Here is a 14,685-nt window from a genome sequence, read left to right on the forward strand (position 1 = left end):
CGCCCTGGTCAAGGGCGCCGACCTCGTGCTGCTCGACGAGCCGCTTGCCAATCTCGACTACAAGCTGCGCGAGGAGCTACGCGCCGAGCTGCCGCGCATCTTCGAGGCCTCGGGCGCGATCTTCGTCTATGCCACCACCGAGCCCACCGAGGCGCTTCTGCTCGGCGGCAACACGGTCTGCATGTGGGAGGGCCAGGCGCTGCAGATGGGCGAGACCGCCAAGGTCTACCGCCGGCCGCAGACCCTGCGCGTCGCCCAGGTGTTCTCCGATCCGCCGCTCAATCTCGTCGGTATCGAGAAGAAGAACGGGCAGGTCGTCTATGCCGGTGGCACCGCGTCACCGTCTTCCGGGCTTTATGCGGGCCTCGCCGATGGCACCTATCGTGTCGGATTCCGCGCGCATCAGCTCGCCCTCGCCAATGGCGAGGCCGACCGTCATGCCTTCCATGCCACTGTCACGGTGACCGAGATCACCGGTTCGGAGAGTTTCGTGCATCTGACCCGCGACGGATTGAACTGGGTGGCGGTGCTGCACGGCGTGCACGAGTTCGAGCCCGGGCAGACGCTCGACGCCGTGCTCGATCCGAATGATGTTTTCGTCTTCGATGCGGCCGACCGCCTGGTCGCCGCTCCAGGTTCGTAAGGGGAGATGCGCCATGGCCCGCATTGACCTCGTCGATCTCGCTCATTCCTACGGCGGCAACGATGCGCCGCAGGAAAGCTTCGCGCTCAAGCCCGTCACCATGACCTGGCGCCAGGGCGGCGCCTATGCGCTGCTCGGCCCAAGCGGTTGCGGCAAGACCACGCTTTTGAACGTGATCTCCGGCATCATCAACCCGTCGCGCGGGAAAATCCTGTTCGACGGCAAGGACATCACACCGCTGTCAACCCAGAAGCGCAACATCGCCCAGGTGTTCCAGTTTCCGGTGATCTACGACACCATGACGGTGGGGGAGAATCTGGCGTTTCCGCTGAAGAACCGCGGCGTGCCGAAGGCCGAGATCGACAAGCGCGTCGCCGAGATCGGCCGGCTGCTCGATCTCGAACCTTATTTGAACCGCAAGGCGACACGGCTCACGGCGGACGCCAAGCAGAAGATTTCGCTCGGCCGCGGCCTCGTCCGCTCCGACGTCGCCGCCGTGTTGTTCGACGAGCCGCTGACGGTGATCGATCCCGAGCTCAAATGGCAGCTCCGCTCCAAGCTGAAGGCGCTGCATCGCGAGCTCGACCTCACGATGATCTACGTCACCCACGACCAGACCGAGGCGCTGACGTTTGCCGATACGGTGGTGGTGATGCATGACGGTCGGGTGGTGCAGAGCGGCACGCCGGCCGAGCTGTTCGACAAGCCGGCGCACACCTTCGTCGGCTATTTCATCGGTTCGCCGGGCATGAACATCCTGCCGGCGGAGGTGAGGGGACGCGAGGCCAAAATCGACGGTCACGTCATCGCGCTCAACCGCGCCTACGACAATCTGCCTGCGGGCGCGAAGATCGAGATCGGCGTGCGTCCCGAATTCGTCGAGGCCGTCGCGCCTGCGCCGGGTCTGCTCACGGCGAAAATCGAGCGCATCGACGATCTCGGCCGCATCCGTTTCGCGCGGACGCGCCTTGGCGACGCCAAGCTCGCGGCGCGGGCTCCCGGCGGCTTCACCAGCGCGGACGGCACGGCCGGGCTGAAATTCGATCCGTCGCACGTCCACGTCTATGCCGACAGCCTTCTGGTGGAGGGAGCTGCCTGATGGACAAGACCGTCAACCAAAAAGCCTGGTTCCTGGTGCTGCCGGTGTTCCTGGTCGTCGCCTTCTCGGCGGTGCTGCCGCTGATGACGGTGGTGAACTATTCGATGCAGGACACCTTCGGCAACAACCAGTTCTTCTGGAACGGCGTCGGCTGGTTCAAGGAGTTGCTGGATCCCTCGACCGACCTCGGCAGCCGCTTCCTTGCTTCGCTCGGGCGCAACCTGTTCTTCTCGCTGGTGATCCTCGCCATCGAGGTGCCGCTCGGCATCGTGGTCGCATTGTCGATGCCGCGCCAGGGCTGGACCGTCGCCGCCTGCCTCGTGATCCTCGCGCTGCCGCTGCTGATTCCGTGGAACGTGGTCGGCACGATCTGGCAGATCTTCGGCCGGCCCGACATCGGCCTGCTCGGCTATGCCCTCAACGCCATGGGTTTCGATTACAATTACGTCTCCAACGACGTCGACGCCTGGGTCACCGTCATCGTGATGGATGTCTGGCACTGGACCAGCCTCGTCGCGCTCTTGTGCTATGCCGGCCTGAAGTCGATCCCCGAAGCCTACTACCAGGCGGCGCAGATCGACGGTGCCTCGCGCTGGGCCGTGTTCAAGGCGATCCAGCTGCCGAAGATGAATCGCGTCTTGCTGATCGCGGTGCTGCTGCGCTTCATGGACAGCTTCATGATCTACACCGAGCCGTTCGTCGTCACTGGCGGTGGGCCGGGCAATTCCACGACCTTCGTGTCGATCGAGCTGGTCAAGATCGCGCTCGGGCAGTTCGACCTCGGCAAGGCCGCGGCGCTGTCGCTGGTCTACAATCTGATCATCCTGATCGTCTGCTGGATCTTCTACACCGTCATGACCAATGCCGGCGTCGAACGGAAAGCCCAGACGGACAGCGCGCCGGCGGGGGAGCCCAAGCCTGCGGTCGCGCTCAAGCCCGTGCCCGCGCTCAAGCCAAAGGAAGGAGTGGCCTGATGCATTCGATTCCCGGCCGCCGCCTCATCATGGGGCTGTTCCTCGTCTTCCTGCTGCTGCCGATCTACTGGCTCGTCAACATGAGCTTCAAGACCAACGCCGAGATCGTCTCGACGATGACGCTGTGGCCGCACACGCCGACGCTGCAGCACTACAAACGCATCTTCACCGACGAGAGCTGGTATTCCGGCTACATCAACTCGCTGGAATACGTCGTCCTCAACACCATCATCTCGATCTCGGTGGCGCTGCCGGCTGCCTATGCCTTCTCGCGCTACCGCTTCCTCGGCGACAAGCATCTGTTCTTCTGGCTGCTGTCGAACCGCATGGCGCCGGCCGCGGTCTATGCGCTGCCGTTCTTCAACCTCTATTCGGCGATCGGCCTGTTCGATACGCCCTGGGCGGTCGCGCTGGCGCACTGCATCTTCAACGTGCCGCTCGCGGTGTGGATACTCGAAGGCTTCGTCTCGGGCGTGCCGCGCGAGATCGACGAGACCGCCTTCCTCGACGGCTATTCCTTCCCTCGCTTCTTCATCAAGATCCTGGTGCCGCTGATCGCGAGCGGCATCGGCGTTGCCGCCTTCTTCTGCTTCATGTTCTCCTGGGTCGAGCTCCTGCTCGCGCGCACGCTGACCTCGGTCTCGGCCAAGCCCATCGCGGCGATCATGACACGCACGGTGTCGGCCGCCGGCATGGATTGGGGCCTCTTGGCAGCCGCTGGCGTGCTCACCATCATTCCGGGCGCGCTCGTGATCTGGTTCGTCCGCAATTACATCGCGAGCGGCTTTGCGCTCGGCCGGGTCTAGGAGGTTTTCATGGAATCCATCGCATGGATGGCCTGGACGCTGCCGACGGCGATCTTCTTCGCCGCGATCGCCGGCACGCTCGCCGTGATGACGTGGCTTGCGGCGGTCTATCCGGAGGCCGAGCGCGTCGGTGTGCTTCGCATTCCGACCACGCGCGGCGATCGCCTGTTCATCTCGCTGATCACGGCGGCGGTGATCCACCTGCTGTGGATCGGCCTGTTCGGCACCGATGCGATCGCAACGCTGCCGATCGGCGAGGAGGCGCTCGAGATCTCGCGCCTGTGGCTCGCAAGTGGAATTTCGCTGGTGGCGGCCGTGCTCATTTTCCGCACGGTCTGAAGCTCGCGAAGGGACGGCCAGATCCGGAAGCAATCCGGGTCTGTATAAAAGTTTGTCGCTGCAACGGAGGAAACCATGCGACAGTTTAGGAGAAGGAAAGGTCCATTGACCAAGAATAGTTTTCTGACCATGTCCAGCGCCGCTGCGATCGTTGCAGTGTCGCTCGCTCTCTCGGCGCCGGTTCGCGCCGCGGACGAAGCCGTGATCCAGAAGTGGATCGCGGAATTCACCCCCTCGACGCTGTCGAAGGACGACCAGAAGAAGGAGCTGGAGTGGTTCGCCAAGGCCGCCGAACCCTTCAAGGGCATGGAGATCAACGTCGTCTCCGAGACGATCACGACTCACGAATACGAGGCGCAGACGCTCGCCAAGGCATTCTCCGAGCTCACGGGCATCAAGCTCAAGCACGACCTCATCCAGGAAGGTGACGTCGTCGAGAAGCTGCAGACCCAGATGCAGTCGGGCAAGAACGTCTACGACGGCTGGATCAACGATTCCGACCTGATCGGCACGCATTTCCGCTACGGCCAAACCATCGCGCTGTCGGACTTCATGACCGGTGAGGGCAAGGACGTCACCAACCCCATGCTCGACGTCAACGACTTCATCGGCAAGTCGTTCGGCACCGGGCCGGATGGCAAGCTCTATCAGCTGCCCGACCAGCAGTTCGCGAACCTCTATTGGTTCCGCTACGACTGGTTCACCAACGCCGACTACAAGGCCAAGTTCAAGGCCAAGTACGGCTACGAGCTCGGCGTGCCCGTGAACTGGTCCGCCTATGAGGACATCGCCGAGTTCTTCACCAACGACATCAAGGAGATCAACGGCGTCAAGGTCTACGGCCATATGGACTATGGCAAGAAGGACCCGTCGCTCGGATGGCGTTTCACCGACGCCTGGCTGTCGATGGCCGGCAACGGTGACAAGGGCATTCCGAACGGTCTGCCGGTCGACGAATGGGGCATCCGCATGGAAGGCTGCCGCCCGGTCGGCTCGTCGGTGGAGCGTGGTGGCGACACCAACGGTCCGGCCGCAGTCTACTCGATCACGAAATATCTCGAGTGGATGAAGAAGTATGCGCCGCCGCAGGCGCAGGGCATGACGTTCTCCGAGTCCGGCCCCGTGCCGGCGCAGGGTAACATCGCCCAGCAGATGTTCTGGTACACCGCTTTCACCGCCGACATGGTGAAGCCCGGCATCGCCGTGATGAACTCCGACGGCACGCCGAAATGGCGCATGGCTCCGTCGCCGCACGGCTCGTACTGGAAGGAAGGCATGAAGCTCGGCTATCAGGACGCGGGCTCGCTCACGCTCCTGAAGTCCACTCCGCCGGATCGCCGCAAGGCCGCCTGGCTCTATCTCCAGTTCATCGTCTCCAAGTCGGTGTCGCTGAAGAAGAGCCACGTCGGTCTCACCTTCGTGCGTGAATCCGACATCTGGGACAAGTCGTTCACGGAACGCGCGCCGAAGCTCGGCGGCCTCGTCGAGTTCTACCGCTCGCCCGCCCGCGTGCAGTGGACCCCGACCGGCAACAACGTGCCCGACTATCCGAAGCTCGCCCAGCTCTGGTGGCAGAACATCGGCGATGCGTCGTCCGGTGCGAAGACGCCGCAGCAGGCGATGGACGCGCTGGCCGCCGCTCAGGACTCCGTCATGGAGCGCCTGGAGAAGTCCGGCGTGCAGGGCGCCTGCGGTCCCAAGCTGCACAAGAAGGAATCGGCCGAGTACTGGTACGCCAAGGCCCAGAAGGACGGCACGATTGCTCCCCAGCGCAAGCTCGCCAACGAGAAGCCGAAGGGCGAGACGGTCGACTACGACACGTTGATCAAGTCGTGGCCGGCGTCCCCGCCCAAGCGCGCGGAAGCGAAGTAAGCCGCGCAGTGCGTTACCAAATACGAAAGGCCGGGAGCGATCCCGGCCTTTTTCCTTCTTCGCCTTTTTGCGCGCTGCCTCTCCACGTCACTGCGAGCGCAGCGAAGCAATCCAGAGTCTTTCGGCAATGCAGTCTGGATTGCTTCGTCGCAAGAGCTCCTCGCAATGACGGAGGATAACGCGACGGCGCCGCTTACTCCGCCGGCTCGGCCGCCAGCGTCGGGTAATCCGTGTATCCCTTTGCGCCGCCGCCGTAGAACGTGGACTTGTCCCAATCGTTCAGCGCTTCGCCCTGCTTCAGCCGCTCGACGAGGTCGGGGTTAGAGATGAAGGGCTTGCCGAAGGCGATGAGATCGGCCGCGTTGGCGTCCAGCACCTTGCTGGCGAGATCGAAATCGTAGCCGTTGTTGGCGACGTAGGCGCCGCCGAAGCGCTTGCGCAGGGACGCATAGTCGAACGGGGCGATGTCGCGCGGGCCACCGGTGGCGCCTTCGACGACGTGGAGATAGGCGAGCTTGAGCGCGCTGAGGCCGTCGACGATGTGATCGTACAGCGCCTGCGGGTTGGAATCCGAGATGTCGTTGGCTGGCGTCACGGGCGAGATGCGGATGCCGGTGCGGTCGGCGCCGGCCTCGGCGACGACGGTCTTGGAGACCTCGAGCATCAGCCGTGCGCGGTTTTCGATCGAGCCGCCATAGGCGTCCGTGCGCTTGTTGGCGCCGTCCTTGGCGAACTGCTCGAGCAGGTAGCCGTTGGCACCATGAATCTCGACACCGTCGAAGCCGGCTTCGAGCGCATTCTTCGTCGCACGCTTGAAGTCGTCGATGATATCAGGGATTTCGGAGAGCTCGAGCGCGCGGGGCTCGGAGACGTCGGCGAAGCCGCCGTTCACGAAGGTCTTGCCCTTGGCGCGGATCGCGCTCGGCGCCACCGGGGCTGCGCCATTGGCCTGGAGGTCGACATGGGAGATGCGGCCGACATGCCAGAGCTGGATGAAGATCTTGCCACCGCGCTCATGGACGCGATCGGTGACCTTGCGCCAGCCTGCGACCTGGTCCTTTGAATAGATGCCGGGCGTGTCCTGGTAGCCCTGGCCCTGCTGCGAGACCTGGCTCGCTTCGGTGATCAAGAGTCCTGCGGAAGCGCGCTGGCCGTAATACTCCGCCGCGAGCGCACCGGGCACGAACGTGCCGGGCACGGCACGGTTGCGTGTCAGCGGCGCCATGACGAGGCGGTTGGCCAGCGTGATCGGGCCGAGCTTGTAGGTCTCAAACAATTTAGTCGGACGGCTCATGAGGGATGCTTCCAGGCGATGAGAGATCACGAACACTTGTGCATCGCGACATCGGACGCAAGGGCCCAGCCATTCTCAAAGCGCAGGCGAGCTACGCGGCGAGGCCGCGCAGCATAATTCATGTGCAATTCCGGCCACGGCAGTAGAATTCCACTGCGCGGCCGTACGGTTCGAGATGTCAATTCGCGCCCATGAAGTCCCGCTTGCCGATTTCGACGCCGTTGTGGCGTAAAATGCCGTGGGCGGTCGCAGCGTGGAAATAGAAGTTCGGCAGCGAGAACGCGCTCAGGAATTGCTGGCCCTTCAGGGTGATGGATTTGTCGGGGCCGGCCGGGAAGGTGACGTCCTTGCTCTCGGCGCCTTCGAACTGCTCGGGCTTGAACGACTTCACGTAGTCGATGGTCTTCGCCAGCCGCAGCTTCAATTCGGCGAAGCTGGTCTCGGTGTCGGGGGTGGAGGGCACCTCGCTGTGCGTCAGACGGGCACAGCCTTTGGCGGCGAAATCGCTGACGAGCTGGACCTGCCTCGACAGCGGCAGCATGTCCGGGAAGAGGCGGGAGCCGAGCAGGACGCTCGGGTCGATCTTCCTGGCCGCGCAATGCGCCTCGGCTTTGGTGAGCAGGCCGGTGAGGCTGTTCAGCATTTGCAGATAGGCGGGGACGACCGCGTCGTAGAAGGACATGTGATGCTCGCTTGTGAATGGGAAATGTCAGGAGAAAACCTGAGCCACTCACATGGGAGGCTCATGGAAAAATACAATCGCGGAAAGCGGCTTGTGCGATGCGAAAATTCTACCGGACCGTGGCCGCCGGCTGCACCTGGGCCGTGCTGCCGCGCATGCGCGCAAGCAACTCCGCGGTCGGCCAGGAATCCGCCGGCAGGGCGTACTTGATCTGCATCGCCTTCACTGCCGTGCGGCTCAATTGCCCCATCACGCCATCGACCTTGCCGACATTGAAGCCGGCGCGCACGAGATGCTGCTGCAACTCCTTCAGTTCGTTGAGCGGCAGTTGCACAACCGGCACGGCGGGCTGGCGCATCGGCGCGGCGCCGGCGATGCGGCTGGCGAGATAGGCTGCGGTGGTCGAATAGATAAGCGAGTTGTTCCACTCGGTGTACGCCGCGAAATTCGCATAGGCGAGGAACGCTGGCCCGGTGCGACCCATCGGCAACAACAGCGAGGCGGGCAGGTCGTCGTTCGGCAGCGGCCGGCCATCGGGATAGGTGACGCCGAGTTGCGCGAATTTCGCGCGCGGCAGCTTGATCGTCAGGTCGGCCTGGTCCCACGGAAAGTTCGTGGGCGCGCGCACTTCCTGCAGCCATGGCTCGCCACGCCGCCACTTCAATCCGGTGGCGATGTAGTTCGCGGTCGAGCCGATCACGTCGGGCGCGCTGCGCAACAGGTTGCGATGGCCGTCGCCGTCATAGTCCACCGCATAGTTGAAGTAATGCGTGGGCAAAAACTGCGTCTGCCCGAGCTCGCCCGCCCAGGAGCCGATCATCTCGGATGGTGAGAGATCGCCGCGGTCGATGATCTTGAGCGCCGCGATGGTTTCCTTCTGAAACATCTCGGAGCGGCGGCAGTCATAGGCCAACGACACCAACGACGGCAGCGTATGCAGCTTGCCGAGCTCGGCGCCAAAGCTGCTCTCCAGTCCCCAGAACGCGGCGATGACGGCCGGCGGCACGCCATATTCCTTCTCGGCGCGGGCGAACGCCGCCGCATGCATCTTGATGTGCGCCTGAGCGTTCCTGGCCGCGCCCTCCGACGCCCGGTTGCGTGAGAATTCGGTGAACACTTGGCCGAACACGCGCTGGCCACGGTCGCGGTTGACGATGCTCTGGTCGTAGGTGAGGTATGGCGCAGCTTCGGCGAGCGCACGCTGCGACACACCCTCGGCGACGGCCTGCTGCTTCACGTCGGCCAGGAAACGCTCGAAGCTCGCGCCGTTGTGGCACGAAGCGGCCCGCGGCGAGGGGGTTGTCGCTTTGGTCGCTGCGGGCCTTGCGGGGGGCGGAAGCATCTGGGCGGTGGCGGTGGCAGAGCACGCGAGAAGCGCGGCGGCCGCGATCAGAAATCGGTTCTGGACCATGGGGTTCCGGCAGGGGGGCAGGCGGTGGATTCGCCCGAAGTTTAGGTGAAGTGACCGCCTCAGGCCACCCCGCCCTGCGGTTACCGCTGATCTGGTCTGGTGGACGATAGGTCGCCCGCCTTGGCGCGTAGGGCATGTATTCAAGAATCAAGTTCTTGGCTCGGCTGGATCAAACCCGCCGAATTTGGGTTGACCTGTCGAAACCGCCACTGAAAGGCTCGTCCCTATGGCCGAGTTGGCCCCGGCGTCGCCGCAACGAACACCGGCCGTGCGAGCTGCGTCCTCGCCCATGCTCACGGCCGGCGGCATCGTCCTGGCCATCGGAGCCCTCTATCTCGGCCGGGAAATCTTCGTTCCTTTTGCTCTTGCGATCCTGCTGAGCTTCATTCTCACGCCCTTGGTCAATTGGCTAAGGCGATCGAAGGTGCCCCGCATTGCAGCGGTACTGATCGCCGTTTCCATTGCTTTTGTCGTCGTCGCCGGGATCGCCTTGGTCGTTGGGCGCCAACTGGTCCAGCTCGCCAGCAACCTTCCCAATTATCAGACCACCATCACCGAGAAGATTCGCTCCTTGCAGAGCTCCGCGCCCGGCGGTGGGGTTGTCGACGCCGTCACCACGACGATGCAGGATCTCGGCAGAGAGATCTCGGGAGATGAGAAAAAGCCGGTGAGCACGCCGTCCAGGCTTGGCGCCGGCGGTGAGAGTCGGGAGCCCGTTACCGTCCGGATGGAGCCACCACAGCCGAGACCGCTGGAGCTCATTCGCTCTGTCATAGGGCCTTTGCTGGCGCCGCTGGCGACCTCCGGGCTGGTTGTCATCTTCGTGATCTTCGTGCTGCTCGAGCGCGAGGACCTGCGCGATCGATTCATTAAATTGGCAGGAGCCGGCGACCTCCAGAAGAGCACTCAGGCCATCAACGATGCTGCGTCCCGGGTCAGCCGCTATCTGCTGATGCAGCTCGTTGTCAATTTGACTTACGGCGTGCCGATCGGTGTTGCACTCTATTTTGTTGGCGTCCCCAACGCGATTCTTTGGGGCCTGCTCGCAGCGGTACTCCGGTTCATTCCCTATCTCGGTCCTTTTATCGCGGCGATATTTCCTGCTGCCCTGGCCATCGCCGTCGATCCGGGCTGGACGATGCTGTTCTGGGTCGTCGGTCTGTTCCTCACCGCTGAACTCGTCAGTAACAATGTCATCGAGCCTTGGCTCTACGGGTCCAGCACCGGGCTGTCATCCCTTGCGATCATCATCGCCGCGATCTTCTGGACGATGCTGTGGGGGCCCGTCGGGCTGTTTCTGGCGACACCTTTGACCGTCTGCCTCGTCGTCATTGGGCGCTACGTCCCGCAGTTGGAGTTCTTGGGCATACTTCTCGGCAGCGACCCTGTGCTTGCGCCGGAGGAGCAACTCTACCAGCGCCTATTGGCCGGCAATCTGGAGGAGGCGGTTGAATTCGCCGAGAACTATGTCGACGAGTGTTCCTCGCGTGAGCTGTACGATAACGTCGGAATTCCAGCGCTGCGCTTGGCGGAGAACGATCGTCAGCGCAGCAGCATCGATACCAACTACCGTCGTCTGGTCGCGGATACCGCTATCTCGGTTGTGCGGGAGGTTGACGACCATATCCGCGAGAAAGCGTCTGCAGTGACAGAGGGCAGTCACTCGGCGCAGCGACCATGCGTCCTCTGTCTCGCAGGACGCACGGAGCTCGATCATGCGGCGGCGGAGATGCTCGCGCAGGTGCTCGAGGAGCACAGCATCGGTGCCAAGGTCCTGCCGCCGATCGTGGTCAGTCGGGGAGCATTGGAGCAGCTCGATCTCCAGGGGGTCGACGTGGTGTGCCTGTCCTACTTTCACCCGCAGCCGCAGGTCTATGCCCGCTATGTCTTTCGTCGCCTGCGCCGTCGGGCCCCCCAGGTGAAGCTGGCTGCCTGTTGCTGGAATTTGATCGCCGGAACGGAACAGACGGGAGAGCTCAAGACTCAGATGGCCGCCGACGCGGCTTTCGCCTCTCTCCAGGCTTGTGTCGAGCAGGTCGAAGCATGGGTCGGTCGCGCGGCAGCTCTGGGCGAGACGCCCCAGCTCACGGCCGACGCCGAACGTGCGCAGCTCGCAGCGTTGCGCGGCCTGGGCTTGGACGCCTCGAAACGCCAGGACCTTGAGGAGGCGTCCAGAAAGGTCGCACAGGCGTTCAACGTTCCGATCGCGCTGGTGACATTGGTCGACAATATCCAGCCAACCGCCGCCGCTGACAGCCGCGCCCAAGACGTTCAAGCAGGTCTGCAGGGCAATCACGAGGGCTCCCTCGACGCGCATGTGATCGCTGCAGACGATATGCTGGTCTCGGAGGATATCACCGAGGACCCGCGCTTCGCCGATGATCCGCATGTCTTGGAGAGGGGCATTCGCTTCTATGCGGGAGTCCCGCTACGGACTTCATCCGGTCATGTCGTAGGCTGCCTTTGTGTCATCGACACTCAGCCGCGGGAGTTCACCGACCAAGATCGTGACCGCCTGCAGGAGATGGCGAACCAATTGATGGTCGATATCCAGAGCGATCGAGCGACCACAGGCGGCGAGTCGGATAGCTCGAGAGAGGTGCATCCTGCCTCCTAGCGGAGAGCAAGCCGACCTTGCCGCCAAGAGTGCGTGGCGCTAGCCGAACAGCCGCATCAGCAGCGCCTTGCCGACCGGGAGCGCCCTGACACCGCTGTAGGCGCGGACATATTCGCCGGCATAGAACGCCCGGATCGCATGGACGCGCGTGTCCATGCCCTCCTCGAAGCGCACGGCGAATCCATCCGCGGTCCGCCGCACCACGATGGCCGCGATCGAGCGGCCGTAGATCTGGCACGCGATGGTGCTCCCAAGTGCCGGCGGATCAGGGTCGATCAGCCGCGCACCGGTGATCGAGATGTCGGCGAGCCGCGCGAGATGCGACCGGCCGTCCTGGCGCAGCAGCACAGGCTCGTTGCGCTTGAAGCGCTCCGCCTTGCGCTTGCGCGGTTGCTCGATGCAGACGAAGCAGACCACGGTGAGGATGAACGCGTTGTAGAAGCTCCAGGCCAGCGCCAGTCCGCCATAGGCGATGTTCTCGCCGCGCTGGTGCAGGATGAAGGCATAGGCGATGGCCGCGAGCGTGATGAAAAGTGCACAGCCATAGATCCGCAGCAGCGGCCATTCGACAAATCGCCGGTCGCGATCGCCGCCTTTGGCCGTGACCTTGAACTTGTGCCCTTTCGGCCGCAACAGGCCGGCTGCCACCGCCTTGAGCACGGCGGGCGCCGCGATGAGTTGCGAAACATCCGTCATCATCGCGAGCGACCGGCCGTTCGACAGCCAGGCCATGCTGAGGCTGTGCCAGACGTAGAACGGCAGGAAGAAGCGCAATAGTTCGGTGAGGTCCGCCTGCACCGCCTTGATGCCGAACAGCAGGAACAGCCAAGGCACCACAAGGCCCGCCACCTTCGAGGTGTAGACCGCCGACCAGCTCATGAACGCGTCGACCAGCGAGAGCCGGTCGATAAAGGACAGCTTCGAGTCCCGCGAGAACGGTCCGCTGCGCCCGCGTACGATTTGCATGAAGCCGAGGCACCAGCGGGCGCGCTGGGTGATGTATTCTTTCAGCCCCTCGGGCGCGAGGCCGATCGTCAATCGCTCGTTGAGATAGATGGTGGTGAGGCCGTATTCCTTGAGGCGCAGCGTGACGAGATAGTCCTCCGTCACCGAATCGGTTGGAAAGCCGCCGATCTGCACCAGCCCGGAATAACGGATGAGGGAGGAGGTGCCGCAGCAGAACGCGACACCCCAGGCGTCCTTGGCCGGCAGCAGGACGTCGAAGAAGAAGCGCTGCTCGTCGGGCCAGACGTCGGTCGCGGCGAGGTTGGTCTGGATCGGGTCGGGATTGATGAAGTGCTGCGGCGTCTGGACCACGCCGACCGACGCATCGTCCATGAGCGAGACGGTGCGCGCAAGGAAATCGGGCCGTGGCACGAAGTCCGCATCGAGGATGGCGACGAATTGCGGCCGCTCCGGCAGCGTCCCGACGTGCTTGAGTGCGTGATTGATGTTGCCGGCCTTGGCGTGCTGGTTGTCGGGCCGCGTCAGATAGTTGCAACCGAGCTCGCCAGACAGCCGCCGCAGCCAGGGCCGCCGTCCGTCGTCGAGCACCCAGACGCGGTAATGGCCGTAGTCCATGCCGGTAGCGCCGATGATCGTGCGCTCGAGGATCCCTCGTTCCTCGTTGTAGGTGCAGATGAAGACGTCGATCAGGGGTGCGCGTGGATCGGCGGCGCGGCGGTCGACCCTCGCGGCGCCGGTTCGGTCACGCGTCCGGCTCAGGAACAGCAGCGACAACGCAACCGCGACGAGCGAGGCCGCTTCCAGCAGCATGAAGGGATAGCCGATCGCGGCATCGACGGTCAGGCGCGGCGGCGGAAGCGTGGAGGTGACCCGCCAATAGAGATAACGCAGCAGCAAGGCCACCGACACGATGGCCAGGAACGAGCGCGCCATCGTGCTGTCGCGCCTGAGCAGCGGCACGATCGCCATGAAGGCGCCGAGCGCGATCAGGCCGGGCGCCAGCGCCGCCGTCACGGTGCGGTCTCGTGCCGCGCAAACACGACGCGGCCGGTGCGTCCGACCGTGCAGGCGCGGGCCGCGGCATCACGCGAAGCCACGGTCACGCGATAGGGCTCCTTGCTCAGCGCGTCCGGGTTGATGGCGAGATTGGCCGGCGCGCCTGCAGCGCCGGTCAGATTGACCACGGTGCCGGAGATCGGTTCGCCGCCGTCGTTCGGCTCAAAAGTCGCGCGATCGCCGAGCTGCAGGCGATTGTAGACGCTCTCGGTGACGTTGGCGGTGATGACGGCGCCGCTGCAATCGAGCACCTTGAGCAGGGGCTGGCCGGCCTGCACGTCCTCGCCGGGCGAGGTCATCATCTCCCAGACGCGGCCTGCGACGGGTGTCGTAATGTTGGCTTCGGTGAGATCCGCGAAGCGGACCTCCTCGACGATGATCTCGTTGGCGAGCCAGGCAATCTCCGTGTCGGTGCGCGCGAGATCGGCCTCGAGGTCGCCGGCGCGCTGGCGCATCTCTTCCTCGCGCTGCACGGAGCTTGGCCGGTCGTTGTAGCTGTCGCCGAGGAAGGATCCGTTCCGGGCCGCGGCGAGCTCGACCTTGGCGGCGTCGAGCCGCTTGCGCGCGCCTAGCTCGGTCTGTTGTGACACCGAGAGCTCGCGCGTCAGCCGCGCCAGTTCGACGGTCGAGACGTTGCCGGATTTCGCCAGCGAGGAGGCGCGTTCGACGGCGGCACTGGCCTCGTCCCGTCGCGCCGCCGCCGCCTCGATCGAGGTCTGGATCTCGGCGATGCGGGCCTCAAGCTGCAGCACGCGTCCGTCGCGAAACTGCGCGGCCTGCCGCGCCAGGTCCTTTTGCGCGGCCTGGGCCGAAGCGAGCTTCGCCGCAAGGCTCGGCCGCTCGTTCTCCAGGCGCGATTTCTGCCGCCGGAGATCGTCGAGCCGGGTGCGATCGCCGCGGGAGTTGAAGACGCGCAGAACGACGGT

At 64.2% G+C, this 14,685-nt stretch carries 12 protein-coding genes; 7 read left to right on the forward strand and 5 right to left on the reverse strand.

The window, feature by feature from the left end:
* The 6 genes from SE91_RS06265 to SE91_RS06290 form a co-directional block, all read left to right on the forward strand.
* Positions 1 to 643: TOBE domain-containing protein (locus SE91_RS06265; protein WP_156489960.1), on the forward strand; the 643-nt coding region annotated here is incomplete at its 5' end.
* Between the two features lie 13 nt (positions 644 to 656).
* On the forward strand, positions 657 to 1,742 hold the full coding sequence (locus SE91_RS06270; RefSeq protein ID WP_061846966.1) for an ABC transporter ATP-binding protein: 1,086 nt from the start codon (positions 657 to 659) through the stop codon (positions 1,740 to 1,742).
* Complete coding sequence (locus SE91_RS06275) at positions 1,742 to 2,716, forward strand: carbohydrate ABC transporter permease (protein ID WP_061846967.1); 975 nt, start codon at positions 1,742 to 1,744, stop codon at positions 2,714 to 2,716. Before SE91_RS06270 ends, SE91_RS06275 begins: the two co-directional genes overlap by 1 nt.
* Positions 2,716 to 3,522: a carbohydrate ABC transporter permease gene (locus tag SE91_RS06280; protein WP_008561018.1), complete on the forward strand. Its 807-nt coding sequence runs from the start codon at positions 2,716 to 2,718 to the stop codon at positions 3,520 to 3,522. The genes SE91_RS06275 and SE91_RS06280 overlap by 1 nt, the downstream gene beginning before the upstream one ends.
* A gap of 9 nt (positions 3,523 to 3,531) precedes the next feature.
* Positions 3,532 to 3,861 carry a DUF2160 domain-containing protein gene (locus SE91_RS06285; RefSeq protein WP_061846968.1) on the forward strand — a complete coding sequence of 110 codons (330 nt, stop codon included), beginning with the start codon at positions 3,532 to 3,534 and terminating at the stop codon, positions 3,859 to 3,861.
* Between the two features lie 129 nt (positions 3,862 to 3,990).
* Positions 3,991 to 5,733: an ABC transporter substrate-binding protein gene (locus SE91_RS06290; RefSeq protein ID WP_061846969.1), complete on the forward strand. Its 1,743-nt coding sequence runs from the start codon at positions 3,991 to 3,993 to the stop codon at positions 5,731 to 5,733.
* A 193-nt stretch (positions 5,734 to 5,926) separates the two neighbouring features.
* Here SE91_RS06290 and SE91_RS06295 read toward each other — a convergent pair whose 3' ends face one another.
* From SE91_RS06295 to SE91_RS06305, 3 genes are all read right to left on the reverse strand, one after another.
* Positions 5,927 to 7,027, reverse strand: a complete 1,101-nt coding sequence (locus tag SE91_RS06295; protein ID WP_061846970.1) for an alkene reductase — start codon at positions 7,025 to 7,027, stop codon at positions 5,927 to 5,929.
* 178 nt (positions 7,028 to 7,205) lie between these two features.
* Positions 7,206 to 7,709, reverse strand: a complete 504-nt coding sequence (locus SE91_RS06300; RefSeq protein ID WP_008561000.1) for a DUF1993 domain-containing protein — start codon at positions 7,707 to 7,709, stop codon at positions 7,206 to 7,208.
* A 109-nt stretch (positions 7,710 to 7,818) separates the two neighbouring features.
* Positions 7,819 to 9,120, reverse strand: a complete 1,302-nt coding sequence (locus tag SE91_RS06305; RefSeq protein WP_061846971.1) for a lytic murein transglycosylase — start codon at positions 9,118 to 9,120, stop codon at positions 7,819 to 7,821.
* 226 nt (positions 9,121 to 9,346) lie between these two features.
* Between SE91_RS06305 and SE91_RS06310 the strand changes: the two genes are divergently transcribed.
* Positions 9,347 to 11,737, forward strand: a complete 2,391-nt coding sequence (locus tag SE91_RS06310) for an AI-2E family transporter (protein WP_061846972.1) — start codon at positions 9,347 to 9,349, stop codon at positions 11,735 to 11,737.
* A 39-nt stretch (positions 11,738 to 11,776) separates the two neighbouring features.
* On the opposite strand, the gene SE91_RS06315 is transcribed toward SE91_RS06310, so the two are convergent.
* Positions 11,777 to 13,717, reverse strand: a complete 1,941-nt coding sequence (locus tag SE91_RS06315) for a glycosyltransferase (protein ID WP_061846973.1) — start codon at positions 13,715 to 13,717, stop codon at positions 11,777 to 11,779.
* Positions 13,714 to 14,685 (reverse strand): HlyD family secretion protein (locus SE91_RS06320; RefSeq protein ID WP_063921287.1); only part of this gene is annotated, 972 nt, incomplete at its 5' end. The genes SE91_RS06315 and SE91_RS06320, both read right to left, overlap by 4 nt.

Origin of the sequence: Bradyrhizobium sp. DOA1, from assembly GCF_001593325.1 — a bacterium.
Taxonomy (GTDB): domain Bacteria; phylum Pseudomonadota; class Alphaproteobacteria; order Rhizobiales; family Xanthobacteraceae; genus Bradyrhizobium.

Excerpts from the sequence above, each read along its gene's own strand:
- SE91_RS06280 (WP_008561018.1), top strand. The coding sequence starts at position 2,716 with ATGCATTCGATTCCCGGCCGCCGCCTCATCATGGGGCTGTTCCTCGTC.
- SE91_RS06285 (WP_061846968.1), top strand. The coding sequence starts at position 3,532 with ATGGAATCCATCGCATGGATGGCCTGGACGCTGCCGACGGCGATCTTC.
- SE91_RS06300 (WP_008561000.1), bottom strand. The coding sequence starts at position 7,709 with ATGTCCTTCTACGACGCGGTCGTCCCCGCCTATCTGCAAATGCTGAAC.
- SE91_RS06275 (WP_061846967.1), top strand. The coding sequence starts at position 1,742 with ATGGACAAGACCGTCAACCAAAAAGCCTGGTTCCTGGTGCTGCCGGTG.
- SE91_RS06305 (WP_061846971.1), bottom strand. The coding sequence starts at position 9,120 with ATGGTCCAGAACCGATTTCTGATCGCGGCCGCCGCGCTTCTCGCGTGC.
- SE91_RS06270 (WP_061846966.1), top strand. The coding sequence starts at position 657 with ATGGCCCGCATTGACCTCGTCGATCTCGCTCATTCCTACGGCGGCAAC.
- SE91_RS06295 (WP_061846970.1), bottom strand. The coding sequence starts at position 7,027 with ATGAGCCGTCCGACTAAATTGTTTGAGACCTACAAGCTCGGCCCGATC.
- SE91_RS06310 (WP_061846972.1), top strand. The coding sequence starts at position 9,347 with ATGGCCGAGTTGGCCCCGGCGTCGCCGCAACGAACACCGGCCGTGCGA.
- SE91_RS06290 (WP_061846969.1), top strand. The coding sequence starts at position 3,991 with ATGTCCAGCGCCGCTGCGATCGTTGCAGTGTCGCTCGCTCTCTCGGCG.